Consider the following 16298-nt stretch of genomic DNA (forward strand, 5'->3'; position numbering starts at 1 on the left):
TTCCGATTAAGGTTTAGCGATCTATCTCGCCGAACACAATATCCATGGTGCCGATCACGGCGACCGCATCGGCAATCATGTGGCCACGCGACATTTCGTCCATGGCGGCCAAGTGTGGGAAACCCGGCGCACGAATCTTCAAACGATAAGGTTTGTTCGCGCCATCGCTAACGATGTAAATGCCAAACTCACCCTTTGGATGCTCGACCGACGCATAGGCTTCGCCTTCGGGCACATGCATGCCTTCGGTGAAAAGCTTGAAGTGGTGAATCAGCTCTTCCATGTTGGACTTCATGGATTCACGGTCGGGCGCTGCTACCTTGTGGTTAGCCGTAATGACTGGACCGGGGTTTGCGCGCAGCCATTTAGAGCATTGCTGAATAATCCGATTGGACTGGCGCATTTCTTCGATACGCACCAAATAACGGTCATAGCAGTCACCGGTTTTGCCGACTGGAATATCGAAATCCATCTTGGCATAAACATCATAGGGCTGCTGCTTGCGCAGATCCCAAGCAATGCCAGAACCTCTGAGCATTGGACCCGTAAAACCAAGGTTGATGGCACGTTCTGGTGAAACTACGCCGACGCCGACAGTACGTTGTTTCCAAATACGGTTGTCGGTGAGCAAGGTTTCGTATTCATCGACCATGCCGGGGAATTTAGCGACGAAGTCGTCGATAAAGTCCAGCAAAGAGCCTTGACGGTTTTCATTTAGCGCTGCGATCGCTTTGGCATTTTTTACTTTGCTGACGCGGTACTGCGGCATCTGCTCTGGCAGGTCACGGTAGACGCCGCCTGGACGGAAATACGCTGCATGCATGCGCGCGCCGGAGACGGCTTCGTACATGTCAAACAGTGCTTCACGTTCACGAAAGCAATAAATCAAAATATTCATTGCGCCGCAGTCAAAGCCGTGCGCGCCTAACCAAAGCAGGTGATTGAGCAGGCGCGTGATCTCGGCAAACATCACACGAATGTATTGCGCGCGAATCGGCACATCAACGCCAGTCAGCTTTTCAATTGCCAAGCAATAAGCCTGCTCGTTTGACATCATGGAGACGTAATCTAGCCTATCCATATAGGGCAGTGACTGGATATAGGTTTTGCTTTCAGCGAGCTTTTCAGTAGCGCGGTGTAGCAAACCGATGTGCGGATCGGCGCGTTGGATCACCTCACCGTCGAGCTCTAGCACCAAACGCAGAACGCCGTGTGCGGCGGGATGCTGTGGACCGAAGTTGAGCGTGTAGTTTTTAATTTCAGCCATGTTTTTCTATTCTTCCCGGTTTAACTAGGGGCCGGGCTTACTTCAAGCCGCTGCCGTAGTTCTCTTCACGAATAATGCGCGGCGTGATTTCGCGCGGCTCTATCGTGACGGGCTGGTAAATCACTCGTTTTTGTTCCGGGTCATAGCGCATTTCCACATGACCTGTAGTGGGGAAATCTTTGCGGAAAGGGTGACCGATAAAGCCATAGTCGGTCAAGATTCGGCGCAAGTCAGCATGGCCTTCGAAAATAATGCCGAATAAGTCAAAAGCTTCGCGCTCAAACCAATTGGCTGAATTCCAAACGTTGTTAACCGAATCAACGACGGGGAAATCATCGTCTGCACAAAATACTTTTAAGCGTAAACGTTGGTTCAAACTTATAGACAGCAAATGCGTGGACACGCAGAACCGCTGACCTTCGTAAAGCCCGTCTTTGTATTCTGAATAATCGATGCCGCACAAATCAAGCAGCTGCTCGAACTTGCAGCCCTCTGCACTTTTAAGCAAGGTAGCGCAAGCCAGAAAATCCGCAGGCGCTACAGTCACTGTGACCTCACCAAATGCAATTTTTATTTTCTGAAGCTTATCGCCTAGCGCTAAGGTGACGGCTTGTGCAATTTCTTCTGCCGAAGCGGCAACTGACAGTGTTGTGACGGCACTCATCAAGCCCTCGCAATCGTATTGGTGCGGCGAATTTTTTGTTGCAGCTGAATAATGCCGTAGATTAATGCTTCTGCCGTCGGTGGGCAGCCAGGCACATAAACGTCTACTGGAACAATTCGGTCACAGCCGCGAACGACCGAATAACTGTAGTGGTAATAACCGCCACCGTTTGCGCAAGAACCCATAGACAAAACCCAGCGCGGCTCGGCCATTTGGTCATAGACTTTACGTAGAGCCGGGCCCATTTTGTTGCACAGTGTGCCGGCAACAATCATCAAGTCAGACTGACGCGGACTCGGTCTAAACAACATGCCGAAACGGTCGAGGTCATAACGGGCTGCGCCCGCATGCATCATCTCGACAGCGCAACAAGCCAGTCCAAAAGTCATAGGCCAGAGTGAGCCAGTCTTGGCCCAATTAACCACAGAGTCGTAACTCGTGGTCATATAGCCTTCGTTGAAAACACCTTCAAGTGACATGTCTGTACCTTAAATTACGAGCCGTCGCGTTCAGCTATTGAAACTGTGCGTACTGCTGTAGGGCGAAAAATATCGCAAGGGAAAACGTTGACTGGGCAGGAGTTACCAAACCAGTCCGTAGCCACATCATTCCCAGTCTAGGGCGCCTTTTTTCCATTCGTAGATAAAACCTACGACCAAAATGCCTAGAAAAATTATGACTGACCAGAAGCCGACTGCGCCAATTTCTTTGAGCGCAACAGCCCAAGGAAAGAGAAAAGCGATTTCAAGATCAAACAAAATAAACAATATAGCTACCAAGTAGTAGCGTACATCGAACTTCATTCGTGCATCTTCAAACGCTTCAAAGCCACATTCGTAAGGAGAGTTTTTTTCGCTGTCTGGGCGAACTGGACCTAGCAGACGACCGAGTACCTGAGGTACTACGCCAACACCTACGCCCACTAGGATAAATAATAGTACGGGGAGGTATTGATCAAGGTTCATCTTGGATTCCAAGCCTGCTTGCGCAGTTTGTGCCAGTAGTCATTTGACTAGCTTGCAATGCAAAAGCACTGCAAGCTATTTTTGTTTGGTGCGGACGGCGAGACTCGAACTCGCACACCTTTCGGCACTACCCCCTCAAGATAGCGTGTCTACCAATTTCACCACGTCCGCTCATTTAGGCAGTTAAGCCAGTGTCCAAGTAGTAGAGGAAAGCTTGCGCTTTTGTCTACCTGAACAGTTTCATAGTTTACCCTGAAAAAGTAGCACTCCCAGTCTGGGAGTACATCAATCTTTACTTATTTCGTCGGTATCTGGCCAACACCCGATGCCGGCACTGCTGGCGGCACTGGAACAGCCGTGTTTCCCGCCGCTGGCATGCTGGTGCCAGGAATTTGCGCAGAACCGGTTGCTGGCGCAGCAGGTACAGCTGGTTTCACAAGCGCTGCATTATCAAGAACACTGGTGCTTGCACGTGGTGAAGCATTACCAAAATAAGCCAAGGCCAAAGTGCAGCAGAAAAATACTGCGGCGAGTATGCCAGTGGCGCGCGACATGAAGTTAGCACTGCCGCTAGCACCAAACAAGCTACCCGAACCACCGCTGCCGAAAGCGGCACCCATGTCAGCACCTTTGCCGTGCTGCATCAGGATTAAACCAATCATGATCAGCGCGGTAAGCATCTGGACAGCCAACACTGTGGTCAATATAACGTTCATTTTTTTCTACTCCTGATTTAAATTCGAACTGCGCTTATTTTTAAGCTGCAGAAATAATGGTTAAAAAGTCTTGTGCCTTGAGTGCCGCGCCGCCTATCAGGCCGCCATCAATGTCAGCTTGGCTTAACAAGCTAGCGGCATTGGCGGCATTCATACTGCCGCCGTACAAAATTTTCACGTGCGTAGGGTTGTTGCTGGCGGCTTTTAGCTGTGCCCGCAAGACCGCATGCACAGCTTGCGCCTGCTCAGGACTGGCTGTCTTGCCCGTTCCTATCGCCCAAACTGGCTCGTAAGCAACAACGATTTCGCTGATGCAATGACCATTCAAATGAATCACTGCCGCCAATTGGCGTTTAACGACTTCTTCTGTGCGACCGGCTTCTCGCTCGGCCAGTGTCTCACCAACACACACTATGGGAGTTAAACCAGCAACCAACGCTGCGCGGGTTTTATTCGCCACTAATTCGTCGCTTTCTAGATGGTATTGGCGACGCTCGGAGTGACCGACGACCACATAGCGGCAGCCAAACTCTTTGAGCATGGCGGCCGAAGTCTCGCCGGTATAAGCACCAGAAACATGTGCAGATAAATCTTGGCCGCCTATTTCCAAGCCGAGCAGGCCAGCGCTTGACGCTTTGATAGCTTGGACTTGCGCAAGATAAGGCGCGGGCACGCACACGGCAACTTCGCAATGTTGTTGTTGGACTAGACCTTGCGCCAACTCATCCAGCAAAGCTGCATTAGCAGCCAAGCTACCGTTCATTTTCCAGTTTCCTGCAATTAATTTTTTCATCATATTTGTCCGAGCAAACTACCAAGTCAGCACGATTTTGCCAATGTGCTGGTTTGACTCCATCAGCACATGCGCTTTAGCCGCTTCAGCGGCAGGAAACTCTGAGTGAATCACCGGCTTAATCGCACCACTGGCCAACAAAGGCCAAATTTTTTCGCGCAACTCGGCCGCAATTGCGGTCTTAAATTCAAGTGAACGAGGACGCAGAGTTGAACCAGTAATATGCAGGCGTTTACGCAGCACCATGCCAGCATTAAATTCAGCTTTAACACCGCCCTGCACCGCAATAATGACTAGCCTGCCATCTTCTGCAAGGCATTCAATTTCACGCGCTACATAGCTGCCAGCAACCATATCCAAAATTACGTCAACACCTTTGCCGTCGGTCAATGACTTAACCTGCTGAACAAAATCTGCATTTTTATAATTAATCGCGTGATCCGCACCGAGTGCAAGACAAGCTTCGCATTTGCTATCGCTACCAGCGGTCACTATGACTTTAGCGCCCAGCGCCTTGGCCATTTGTATGGCAGTCACACCGATGCCGCTGGATCCACCTTGAATGAGTAAAGTTTCACCAGAGCGCAAGGCGCCGCGTTGAAATACGTTGCTAAAAACGGTGAAAAATGTCTCTGGAAGCGATGCCGCTTCAATGTCGCTAAAGCCTTGGGGAATTGGCAGGCATTGACCGACGGGCGCCACACACAGTTCAGCGTAACCGCCGCCAGCGACCAATGCGCAAACGCGGTCACCGAGCTTTAAGCCGGCAGCTGCAATCGCATCCAAGTCACCACTGTCAATCACACCCGCAACTTCAAGTCCGGGTATATCCGAAGCGCCTGCAGGCACAGGGTAATTGCCGGTGCGCTGGAGCACGTCGGGCCGGTTAATGCCGCTGGCGCTGACGCGAATAAGTAGCTCGCCTTTGCCAGGAACCGGAATAGAACGCTCACCCATGCGCAGCACTTCAGGCCCACCAAAAGAGGTAATTTCAATAGCTCGCATAGGAAAAAATTCTTTTTTTAATGTACGCCGCCAACGCCCGACATACGGGCTGTTGGCGGCTGTCAATTCAAGCTCGTTAAAGCTTAAGCGCGGCCTTGCTCGTTACCGTTGCTTTGGTTTTGCGCAGGACGCTCGATCAAAGCTTTCATAGACAATTTAACGCGACCTTTTTCGTCCGTCTCCATGACTTTGACGCGAACGATCTGGCCTTCGGTGAGGTAGTCAGAGACTTTCTCAACCCGTTCATGCGCGATCTGGCTGATGTGCAGCAAACCGTCTTTGCCTGGCAGCAAATTGATCAATGCACCGAAGTCCAAAATCTTGGTGATTGGGCCTTCGTAGATCTTGCCAATTTCAACTTCAGCCGTGATCTCAGCAATGCGGCGCTTGGCCTCATCTGCCTTGGCGCTGTCGTTAGACGCGATAGTGATGGTGCCATCTTCTTCGATGTTAATTTGCGTGCCAGTTTCTTCGGTCAACGCACGGATCACAGCGCCGCCCTTGCCGATCACATCACGGATTTTTTCTGGGTTGATTTTCATCACATACAGACGCGGTGCGAAATCAGAAACTTCTGCCTTGGCTTCGCCCATCGCTTCTTGCATCTTGCCCAGAATGTGCATGCGCGCTTCTTTGGCCTGAGCCAATGCAACTTGCATAATTTCTTTGGTGATGCCCTGGATTTTGATGTCCATTTGCAGCGCGGTAATACCAAAGGTAGAGCCCGCAACTTTAAAGTCCATGTCGCCCAGATGATCTTCATCACCCAAGATGTCTGTCAGCACGGCAAAGCGGCTGCCGTCCTTGATCAGACCCATAGCGATACCGGCTACGTGGGCTTTCATAGGCACGCCAGCGTCCATTAGCGACAAGCAACCACCGCAGACCGAAGCCATTGACGACGAGCCGTTGGATTCAGTGATCTCGCTGACCACACGCATGGTGTAGGGGAAGTCTTCTTTGTTTGGCAGCACTGCAATCAATGCGCGCTTAGCCAAACGGCCGTGACCGATTTCGCGGCGTTTTGGGCTACCCACACGACCGGTCTCGCCAGTGGCGAACGGAGGCATGTTGTAGTGCATCATGAAACGGTCTTCATAGTCACCAGACAGCGCGTCAATACGCTGTGCATCACGCTCGGTGCCTAGCGTGGTCACGACCAACGCTTGGGTTTCACCACGGGTGAACAATGCGGAACCGTGGGTACGTGGCAGCACTGAGTTACGAATTTCAATCGCACGCACGGTGCGTGTGTCACGACCATCGATACGTGGCTCGCCGGCCAGAATTTGGCTACGAACAATCTTCGCTTCGATGTCGAACAACATGCCTTCAACGGTCACGCCGTCAAATGCAGTGCCTTCGGCTTTGAGGGCTGACATCACATCGGCATAAGCCACGCGGCAAGCTTGCGTGCGGGCTTGCTTGCTGCGAATTTGGTAAGCCGCTTCAAGCTTGGCACCAGCGAGTTCGCCGACCTTGGCGATCAAGGTCTCATCCTTAGCCGGAGCCGACCAAGCCCACATTGGTTTACCAGCATCACGCACCAGTTCGTGAATGGCGTTAATTGCGATATTGCCTTGCTCATGGCCGAACACGATGGCGCCCAGCATGATTTCTTCGGACAACTGGCTGGCTTCTGACTCGACCATCAGAACAGCCGCTTCGGTACCTGCAACGACCAGATCCATCTTGGAATCTTTAAGCTGGGTCTTGCCTGGGTTGAGTACGTACTGACCGTCAATATAGGCTACGCGTGCGGCGCCGATTGGGCCGTTAAATGGAATACCAGAAATTGACAAAGCAGCGCTAGAAGCGATCAAGGCAGGAATGTCGCCTTCAACTTCAGGGTTTAGCGAAAGGACGTGGATAACGACCTGAACTTCGTTGTAAAAGCCTTCTGGAAACAGTGGGCGAATAGGACGATCGATGAGGCGGGAGGTCAGTGTTTCGAGCTCGCTTGGACGGCCTTCGCGCTTGAAAAAGCTGCCCGGAATACGGCCGGCAGCATAGGTTTTTTCAAGATAGTCGACAGTCAAAGGGAAGAAATCTTGACCGGCTTTTGCGTCGGTCTTGGCAACCACAGTAGCCAACACAACCGTGCCGTCCATATCAACTAGCACTGCACCGCTAGCTTGACGCGCTATCTCGCCGGTTTCCATGGTGACCTTGTGTTGGCCCCACTGAAAGGATTTACTGACTTTATTAAAAATACTCATGTCTTTGCTCCAATAAGTTCAAGCACTTTAGGCCGTGCGGGATGGCCCCAGAGTTGGCGGCATGAACACAATGCCATTCCAAAAAAACAAGCGAAGGCTTCAAAAATGTGGCTTTGAAGTAAATTATTTTTGTGGAATGACACAGCGAGTGCTCTTTTGCCCTGCTCCGAAGTAAAAAAAGCCTGAGTTAGAAGATCCAACTCAGGCGTTTTTGAAGTTTAACGCTTACTTGCGCAGGCCAAGCTTGGCGATCAATGCGACGTAACGGTCAGCATGACGGGACTTCAGATAGTCCAGCAGCTTACGGCGACGGCTCACCATGCGCAGCAGGCCGCGACGACCGTGGTGGTCTTTGGCATGCGTTTTGAAATGGGGCATCAATTCGTTGATACGGCCGGTCAGCAAAGAGACCTGGACTTCAGGTGAACCTGTGTCGTTAGGCGTGCGCTGGTTCGACAGAACGATTTCTGCCTTGATTGATTTTGCGATCATTGGTTTTCTTTCTTAGGCGCATTGCTGCGACTGTCTTGCGAGCGGTGGCAGCCTTCTCGATATGAGATTTGGCCGCTTCCGTCGTGGTCTGTATGCAGGACTTAACGATTTGTTGAAAATAGTAAAACTTAGCGTACAGCCTTGGAGTATAGCCCAAGCCACTGCTCCAATCTGGCTACGCCTTGCCCCAAGCGCGACAGGTCTTGGCTGGCAAAACACCAACGCAACCAGCCTTGTGCTTCTGGCCGGGGGTTAACCATAAAAGCATTACCGGGCGCCAGCCCCAGACCAGCTTCTACAACCAAACGCTTAGCCGTAGCCAGTGAGTCGCCATACAAGGCTTGATCTTGCAACCTGAAAAAAGCATACATACCGCCATTGGCTGCGGCCACCTCAACGCCGGGCACGGCTTGAAGCAGCGGCACCAAAGTGTCGCGGCAGGCCTGCAAGTGAGCGACTACCCTTGGCGTGATGTCAGCCGTACGGGTAATTGCCTCGACTGCTGCGCGCTGCACAAAAACCGGCGCACAAGAGGTATTGAACTCGACCAGTTTGCCTATCTCTGGCGTCATGCTGGGCGGCATCACCAGCCAGCCCAAGCGCCAACCGGTCATTAAAAAACTCTTAGAAAAACTATGCACCACGACTAAGCGGTCTTCGGGCGCGGCGATGTCGAGAAAACTAGGCGCGCATTGCGCGGCGCAAGCAGCGGTTTTCTCAAAATACAAACGCTCATAAACTTCATCGGCGAGTATCCAAGTGCCGGTACGGCGGCAGTGCGCCAAGATCGTTGCTTGCTCTGCGCGCGTCAAGGTCCAGCCCGTCGGGTTATTCGGCGCATTGAGTATGAGTAGTTTGGTAGCGTCAGTAATGCTGGCGAGCAATTCATCCATATCGAGCTGCCACAGGCCGCCAACAGGGCGCAAGCTCACGCAGGTAACATGACCGCCCATAATCGCTGGCTGAGCGATTAAATTGGGCCAGACGGGTGTCACGGCGACAACTTCATCCCCGGCGTCAATTAAAGCCTGGACCGCCAACATCAGTGCATTAACACCGCCCGAGGTAACCGCGATCCGGTCCATGCTAATAGTCGCAGCACTGGCTGCGCGCAGTCCGGTGGAATAGTCGGCAATCGCTTGACGCAGCTCCGGCATGCCTAGGTTGTGGGCATAAAAAGTCTCACCTTGTTGCAAGGAAGCAATCGCCGCATCACGGATGAATTGCGGCGTGACTTCATCGCTCTCGCCAAACCAGAACTTGAGCACATCATCGCGCCCCATTCCCGCATTGGCGACCTGGCGAATCATGGACTCTTCGAGATTTAAAACGGCTTGGCGCATGCAAACTCCATAAAGGGTGAGACCTTATTGTCACTGACAGTCAATGTCAAGGATGCAGCTGACAACACAAAAAATTGCACAATCAAACCATGCACAGCCCTCACATCTCAAAAAGCTATGCACTGCACGGATCGCAGGCCAGTCACCAAATCGAGCAAGCCGCAGCCAGCGCCCTGCCCCCGCACAGCTTGATGCAGCGCGCCGGTCTGGCGAGTGCCAAGTTGACGCTGGCGCTAGCCCCGCATGCGCGTCAAATTTGGATTGCCTGCGGCCCGGGCAACAATGGCGGCGATGGCTTTGAAGCTGCACTGCATCTGCACCAATGGGGCAAAAATGTTGCGGTCAGTTGGACCGGGCCAGCCCCAAAACGCAGCCTGCCAGCGGACGCGCAGGCCAGTTATGACAAAGCGATAGCCGCTGGGGTACAAATCAGCCATGCGCCACCGCAGAGCTTTGATTTTTGTGTTGACGCCTTGCTCGGTCTGGGTGGCCGGATCGACAGCAGCAGCTCGCTCAGCATCCTCATGCGGGAATGGCTGTTACGCATGCGGGCCGGTACAGCGCCGCTGCTATCGCTTGACTTGCCCAGCGGACTGAACGGTGACAACGGCGTGATGAACCCTTTTTTCAAAACCAAACAACCGACTAAAAATCAAAATAATATTTTTTGCCTAAGCCTACTGACGCTAAAACCAGGCCTGTATACCGGCGACGGGCGAGATGCCGCGGGCCAGATCTGGTTTGATGACCTGGACTGCCTCAACTCAAACCCTTGCGATTCGCCAAGCGCCTGGCTGTTAGGTGCGGACCGCGCAACCACTAGCCGCGACAACACTGTCCACGCCCAACACAAAGGCAGCTTTGGCGACGTAGCCATAGTAGGCGGAGAGTCAAACGATAAAAGCCATATGAGCGGCGCTGCATTACTAGCCGCCCGAGCTGCGCTACATGGCGGCGCTGGCCGGGTCTATGTAGCACTGCTGGCCAACTCAACCCAAGGCATTCAGCTAGACCCCCTGCAGCCCGAGTTGATGTTTCGCAGCCCAGCAAAACTGGACATCGCGCAGCAAACCGTGGTTTGCGGCTGCGGTGGTGGGCAGGCGGTAAAAGCCCATTTACCCCGACTGTTAAGCCATGCCGCCAGACTGATACTGGACGCCGATGCGCTAAATGCAATTGCTACTGACACCGCATTACAAACGCTATTAAAAGAGCGTGCGCTCAACACAACCGTACTGACGCCTCATCCACTCGAAGCGGCTCGGCTAATCGGTTGCAGCACAGCAGAGATACAGGCCGATAGACTCAAGTCAGCACAAACATTGGCCGATCGGTTTAGCTGCGTCGTGGTGTTAAAAGGCTCTGGCAGTGTGATTGCAGCGCCCGGCCAAACACCGCACATCAATGCCAGCGGCAATGCAAGGCTAGCCACAGCCGGCACCGGCGACGTACTCGCCGGTCTGGTGGGCGCACGCTTGGCCAATGGTTTGCCAGCTTTTGAAGCCGCTTGCAGCGCCGTCTTTGCGCATGGCTTGGCAGCAGATCAATGGAGTGGTAACAGCGCTTTAACGGCCTCAGGCTTATTCAAGGTGTTGACTTAAAGCTACTGCAATCAACGCTATTGGCTAACTGTTTTTTTCTGATCAAGACACAATCATCAAGCCAATTTGCAGCAGCACCAGCAAAGCCAAAATCGACAAATCTATGCCGCCCACGGTAGGTATTACCCGGCGCAGCGGTGTGATTAAGGGGTCAATTAAACGTCCCAGCAGTAAATAGGCGGGCGAGCCGGGTTGCACCCAAGACAAAATCGCAAAACCAAACACCAAAATCAACAGCGTTTGCAAAGCCACGCGCAACAGCATCTTGATAGCAAAGCCAAGCAGAGCAAACATAGTCGCCGGCATGGCAATGCCCCCAGCGCCAGTCATCGCCCCAAACAACAATGCCAAAAGCAAACCGTAGACCAGCGCCAGCAAGGCCGCCCCAATCAGACTAGCCCAATCGATGCGCGATTTGGCAATAGCCGCCGGCAAAAAGCGCCGCAGCGGTATCACCAGCCAGTTGGTAATAGCCATGACAAAACTGCCGGGCTGCTCACGCATGCTGATGCGGATCCAATTCATCCAGCCGCGCAATAAGCAAGCGCCTATGAGTAAAAAGAAGCTGGTCTCGAGCAGAAAGACGAAAATGCGCTCTAGCATAGAGATGCAAACCTGAAAAAAAATAACAAAAAATAAACCATCGGCAGACCAAAAAGGCAACCGACAAAAACAATAGGATCAATAAAGTATGGACCTTATTGACCCTAATAGGCGCTCACAGTAATTGACTGCATTTCTTGCTGCTTGGCCCGACCAAGCGAGCTGGTCGGAATCGACACAAGCAACAAGACCTACGTCAACAAGACGCAATCAACAGTTTAGCGCCGCGTTTTTTTACCCGGCTTGCGGCCGACTTTTTCGGTCGACTTACCCGTCGATTTTTTCACCGCTGCCTTGGGCGCTTGAATGGGCGAAGTTGCGGATCGGCTAGCGCTGCGCTCTGAACGTGCGCTGGATTTTTCACCCCTGCCCGCAGACGGAACACCGGCTCGATCTGCGCGTGGTGCGCGTTTACCGCGTTCTTGAGGCGGCTGATCCGCACCATGAGCACCGCCCTTATCGCCGCCTTTATCACGGCCACCGCGTGCGCCTGCAGCGAGTAAATCATCACCCTCATGCAGCAGACGGAAATCAATCTTGCGGCCATCGAGATCAACCCGGCTGACCTGCACCCTGACCCGCGTGCCTATCGCGTAGCGCAGCCCGCTACGCTCGCCGCGCAACTCTTGGCGCGCCTCGTCGAATCGGAAGTACTCACCGCCCAGCTCGGTGATATGCACCAAACCTTCAACATACATCGCGTCAAGGGTGACAAAAATACCAAAACCGGTAGCGGCCGTGACCACACCGCCGAACTCCTCGCCCAAATGCTCACGCATGTATTTGCATTTAAGCCAGGCTTCGACATCGCGGCTAGCTTCGTCTGCGCGTCTCTCGTTGGCGCTGCAATGCAGGCCAGCGGCTTGCCATGCAAGTTCATCACCGCTGAGTTTTTTAGGCTTTTGCTCCGGGTCTTTAACGCGTGAGGAAAGACGCTTAGAGAGCTTGGCTTCAGCCTCGCCCGGCGTTGGCAACACCGGCAACTGGTATTTCTTCTTCGCTAAAACTGCCTTGATGACGCGATGAACCAGTAAATCGGGATAGCGCCGAATCGGGCTAGTAAAGTGGGTATAAGCCTCAAACGCCAAACCGAAATGGCCGTTATTCATAGGCGTGTAAATCGCCTGCTGCATGGAACGCAGCAGCATGGTGTGAATTTGCGGCGCGTCTGGCCTGTCCTTGGTGGCTTGGGCAATTTTCTGAAATTCGCCGGGCGTTGGGTCATCGCTAATCGTCATTCCCAGACCAATGGCCTTGAGGTAATTACGCAGCGCGTCTTTTTTCTCAGGCGACGGGCCCTCGTGCACGCGAAACAAACCGATATGCTTGCTCTGGGCGATAAAGTCAGCAGAGCAAACGTTGGCCGCCAACATGGCCTCTTCAATCAGCTTGTGCGCCACGTTACGAGTGCGCGGCACTATTTTTTCAATGCGGCCGACCTCGTCGCAAACTATCTGCGTTTCGGTGGTTTCAAAATCAACTGCGCCGCGCACGCCGCGCTCTTGCAGCAAGGCTTGGTAGACGTCGTGCAGATTGAGTAAATGCGGCACTAAAGCCTTGCGCTGCGCCGCTTCTGGACCGCGTGTGTTGGCCAAAATAGCGGCAACTTCGGTATAGGTAAAACGCGCATGGCTGAACATCACTGCCGGGTAAAACTGGTAGGCATGAACCTCACCCTTGGCGTTAACCAGCATATCGCAAACCATGCAGACACGCTCAACATTCGGGTTTAGTGAGCACAAGCCGTTAGAGAGTTTCTCGGGCAGCATGGGAATGACGCGGCGCGGAAAATAAACACTGGTCGCTCTATCGTAAGCATCAATATCAATCGCACTTCCGGTCTCAACGTAATGGCTGACATCGGCAATCGCCACCAGCAAACGCCAGCCTTTGCCGCGTCCGACCTTAGCCGGCTCGCAATAAACAGCGTCATCAAAGTCGCGTGCGTCTTCACCGTCAATCGTCACCAACGCAATATCAGTCAAGTCGACTCGACCGTTTTTATCCGTGGGCCTGACTGCGTCTGGCAGCGTCCGAGCCAGTGCAATAGCTGCATCGCTGAAATCGTGTGGCACGCCATATTTGCGCACTGCGATTTCGATTTCCATACCGGGGTCATCAATCTCGCCCAACACTTCCTCGATTCGACCGACAGGCTGACCAAACAGTGCTGGTGGTTCAGTGAGCTTGACCACCACGATTTGACCCGTCTTAGCCAAGCCAGTCGCACCCTTGGGAATGAGCACATCTTGACCGTAACGCTTGTCTTCAGGCGCAACTAACCAGACACCGCTTTCTTGCAGCAATCGGCCAATGATGGGATTTGATGAGCGCTCTAAGATTTCAGTAATGCGCCCCTCAGGACGATTTTTTCGGTCTTGGCGGACTATGCGAACTTTGACGCGGTCTTTGTGCAGTACGGCGCGCATCTCATTTTGCGGCAGATAAATATCTGATTCGCCATCGTCGCGCAGAACAAAACCATGGCCATCGCGATGGCCCGATACCGTGCCTTCGTATTCTGCCAAAAGTGCATTAGAAGCAGTCGAAGCGGCTGCATGTGCGGACGGCGTACCGCCGCTGTGATGAGTTGTTTTGATAAGCGTCTCTCGTAGTGGAGGTTTCTATAAATGGTGTGCGTGAGGTATTTATTAGCTCTACTCTAACGTGAACTATGGCTTTAAGTATGCAGGTGAAATATTTCAGAAATTATGAACTGCCTGGGCAGAAAGAGAGAGAAACAGGGAGAAAGCCATTTTTGTACTGTTAAGATATAGGCTTGTGCCCGGGTGGCGGAATTGGTAGACGCGCACGGTTCAGGTCCGTGTATCGCAAGGTGTGGAGATTCGAGTTCTCTCCCGGGCACCAATATAGCCTCATCATCATTTACCAAGTGATGATAATCAGTAAAAGCCATTGTTTTGCGACAGTGGCTTTTTTGTTGCCCGTATAAAAATTCAGCATAAAAGTAGTCGCCGCGATAAGGGCTTTTACAGTGCAATGAATGCTCAGTCGATCACTGCGCGAATAGATTTAAAAAGTAGATACCAAGCATAAAACCTAGTTTTTTTATATGTATCAGCACCAGCCGACAAGCTTTGCCAGCCAGCACTCACGACTACCTACTCGTCATCAAGGCCAGCGCAACCGGCCTTGATTAGCGCCCTAACTTAAAACGGCACGGCGACCAAATCATGCCCTTGGGTGCCGACAATCCGAGCCTTGGTGAATTCACCGACTTTCAGCGTCTTGCTGATTTTCTCTGGCGGCAGCAACTTAACCACGCCATCTATCTCGGGCGCATCGGCATACGATCTACCCGTGCCGCCTTTACGGCCCAAGGCTGGTGCGTGGTCTACCAACACCTGCATGGTTGCGCCTATACGCTGCTGCAGCTTTTGCACAGACACCGCTTCAGCCACGGCCATAAAGCGCGCGCGCCGCTCTTCGCGTAGCTCTATCGGCAGCATGCCAGGAATATCGTTGGCGGTAGCGCCGGCGACAGCGCTATAGGCAAAGCAGCCGGCTCTGTCGATTTTGGCCTCGCGGATAAAGTCCAGCAAATGCTCAAATTCAGATTCCGTCTCACCCGGAAAACCTGCGATGAAAGTGCTGCGTACAACGATTTGCGGGCAAATTTCGCGCCAGCGCGAAATGCGTTCGAGATTTTTCTCGCCACTCGCCGGACGCTTCATGCGCTTGAGAACATCGGGATGGCTGTGCTGCAGCGGCACATCTAAGTAGGGCAAAATTTGCCCCGTCGCCATTAGCGGCAAGACTTCATCGACGCTTGGGTATGGATAAACATAATGCAAGCGAACCCAAGCGCCATAGGGCGCTGCGATTTCACCGAGCAGTTGCACCAACTCAAGCATGCGCGTTTTGACCGGCTTACCGTCAAAAAAGCCAGTCCGATACTTCACATCTACGCCGTAAGCCGAGGTGTCTTGGCTAATCACTAACAACTCTTTCACGCCGCCTTCGAACAGCGCACGCGCTTCGACTAAGACATCACCAATCGGGCGTGAAACCAAGTCACCACGCATAGAGGGAATAATGCAAAACGTACAGCGGTGGTTGCAGCCTTCGCTAATTTTGAGATAAGCATAGTGGCGCGGCGTGAGCTTAATACCAGCAACACCGAAAGAGTTGGGCACCAAATCAACAAACGGGTCGTGCGGCTTGGGTAAATTCAAATGCACTGCATCCATCACCTCTTGGGTTGCATGCGGGCCGGTCACAGCCAGCACACTTGGATGCATTTGGCGCACTAAATTGCCGCCGTTATCGCCAGCTTTCGCGCCCAGACAACCGGTCACAATAACTTTGCCGTTAGCAGCCAAAGCCTCGCCAATGGTGTCCAAACTCTCACGCACCGCATCGTCGATAAACCCGCAGGTGTTAACGATAACTAGGTCAGCGCCCTCAAATGTCTTAGAGGTTTCATACCCTTCGGCACTGAGTTGTGTGAGGATTAGCTCAGAATCGGTCAAGGCCTTAGGGCAGCCCAGACTCACGAAGCCGACTTTAGGTGCGGCTTTACGGGCTATGACTGGGATGGTTTGTGGGGGGGAAATTACTTCGCTCATCCCTTATTGTCTCAGAGGCTTCGCAGACTCAGGTCAAAACG

Annotated in this window: 14 protein-coding genes and 2 tRNA genes; 2 read left to right on the forward strand and 14 right to left on the reverse strand. The window is 52.8% G+C overall.

Translation table 11 applies throughout. The features are described from left to right. Window positions 1-13: 13 nt before the first annotated feature. The 11 genes from HC248_RS11490 to HC248_RS11540 form a co-directional block, all read right to left on the reverse strand. Window positions 14-1267 carry an NADH-quinone oxidoreductase subunit D gene (locus tag HC248_RS11490; protein ID WP_168922594.1) on the reverse strand — a complete coding sequence of 418 codons (1254 nt, stop codon included), beginning with the start codon at window positions 1265-1267 and terminating at the stop codon, window positions 14-16. A gap of 37 nt (window positions 1268-1304) precedes the next feature. Further along, window positions 1305-1931, reverse strand: coding sequence for an NADH-quinone oxidoreductase subunit C (locus HC248_RS11495; RefSeq protein ID WP_168922595.1), 627 nt, complete (start codon window positions 1929-1931; stop codon window positions 1305-1307). Next, window positions 1931-2410, reverse strand: a complete 480-nt coding sequence (locus tag HC248_RS11500; RefSeq protein ID WP_168922596.1) for a NuoB/complex I 20 kDa subunit family protein — start codon at window positions 2408-2410, stop codon at window positions 1931-1933. Before HC248_RS11500 ends, HC248_RS11495 begins: the two co-directional genes overlap by 1 nt. Window positions 2411-2536: 126 nt before the next feature. After that, a complete protein-coding gene (locus HC248_RS11505) occupies window positions 2537-2896 on the reverse strand; it encodes an NADH-quinone oxidoreductase subunit A (protein ID WP_168922597.1) in 360 nt (119 codons plus the stop codon). 86 nt (window positions 2897-2982) lie between these two features. Further along, window positions 2983-3067: transfer RNA gene (locus HC248_RS11510), tRNA-Leu, on the reverse strand. A 125-nt stretch (window positions 3068-3192) separates the two neighbouring features. Next, window positions 3193-3612 (reverse strand): preprotein translocase subunit SecG, encoded by a 420-nt coding sequence (gene secG / locus HC248_RS11515; protein ID WP_168922598.1) that lies wholly within the window; start codon window positions 3610-3612, stop codon window positions 3193-3195. A 40-nt stretch (window positions 3613-3652) separates the two neighbouring features. Further along, window positions 3653-4408, reverse strand: coding sequence for a triose-phosphate isomerase (tpiA, locus tag HC248_RS11520; RefSeq protein ID WP_168922599.1), 756 nt, complete (start codon window positions 4406-4408; stop codon window positions 3653-3655). A gap of 15 nt (window positions 4409-4423) precedes the next feature. Continuing rightward, window positions 4424-5410 (reverse strand): NAD(P)H-quinone oxidoreductase, encoded by a 987-nt coding sequence (locus HC248_RS11525; RefSeq protein ID WP_168922600.1) that lies wholly within the window; start codon window positions 5408-5410, stop codon window positions 4424-4426. Between the two features lie 83 nt (window positions 5411-5493). Further along, a complete protein-coding gene (gene pnp, locus HC248_RS11530; protein WP_168922601.1) occupies window positions 5494-7629 on the reverse strand; it encodes a polyribonucleotide nucleotidyltransferase in 2136 nt (711 codons plus the stop codon). A gap of 225 nt (window positions 7630-7854) precedes the next feature. Further along, window positions 7855-8121, reverse strand: a complete 267-nt coding sequence (gene rpsO, locus HC248_RS11535; RefSeq protein WP_168922602.1) for a 30S ribosomal protein S15 — start codon at window positions 8119-8121, stop codon at window positions 7855-7857. Window positions 8122-8249: 128 nt separating this feature from the next. After that, on the reverse strand, window positions 8250-9464 hold the full coding sequence (locus tag HC248_RS11540; RefSeq protein ID WP_168922603.1) for a pyridoxal phosphate-dependent aminotransferase: 1215 nt from the start codon (window positions 9462-9464) through the stop codon (window positions 8250-8252). A gap of 89 nt (window positions 9465-9553) precedes the next feature. On the opposite strand from HC248_RS11540, the gene HC248_RS11545 reads away from it, so the two are divergent. Further along, window positions 9554-11065 carry an NAD(P)H-hydrate dehydratase gene (locus HC248_RS11545; protein ID WP_168922604.1) on the forward strand — a complete coding sequence of 504 codons (1512 nt, stop codon included), beginning with the start codon at window positions 9554-9556 and terminating at the stop codon, window positions 11063-11065. Window positions 11066-11107: 42 nt separating this feature from the next. Here HC248_RS11545 and HC248_RS11550 read toward each other — a convergent pair whose 3' ends face one another. Continuing rightward, window positions 11108-11668 carry a YggT family protein gene (locus tag HC248_RS11550; RefSeq protein ID WP_168922605.1) on the reverse strand — a complete coding sequence of 187 codons (561 nt, stop codon included), beginning with the start codon at window positions 11666-11668 and terminating at the stop codon, window positions 11108-11110. A gap of 218 nt (window positions 11669-11886) precedes the next feature. Then, window positions 11887-14196, reverse strand: a complete 2310-nt coding sequence (gene rnr, locus HC248_RS11555; RefSeq protein ID WP_168922606.1) for a ribonuclease R — start codon at window positions 14194-14196, stop codon at window positions 11887-11889. A 255-nt stretch (window positions 14197-14451) separates the two neighbouring features. Between rnr and HC248_RS11560 the strand changes: the two genes are divergently transcribed. Beyond that, window positions 14452-14536: transfer RNA gene (locus tag HC248_RS11560), tRNA-Leu, on the forward strand. A gap of 302 nt (window positions 14537-14838) precedes the next feature. Here the strand turns inward: HC248_RS11560 and rimO are convergent. Next, window positions 14839-16257, reverse strand: a complete 1419-nt coding sequence (gene rimO / locus HC248_RS11565; RefSeq protein WP_168922607.1) for a 30S ribosomal protein S12 methylthiotransferase RimO — start codon at window positions 16255-16257, stop codon at window positions 14839-14841. Window positions 16258-16298 lie beyond the last annotated feature (41 nt).

The sequence above is a fragment of the Polaromonas vacuolata genome (assembly GCF_012584515.1).
In the GTDB taxonomy this organism is placed as follows: Bacteria; Pseudomonadota; Gammaproteobacteria; order Burkholderiales; family Burkholderiaceae_C; genus Polaromonas; species Polaromonas vacuolata.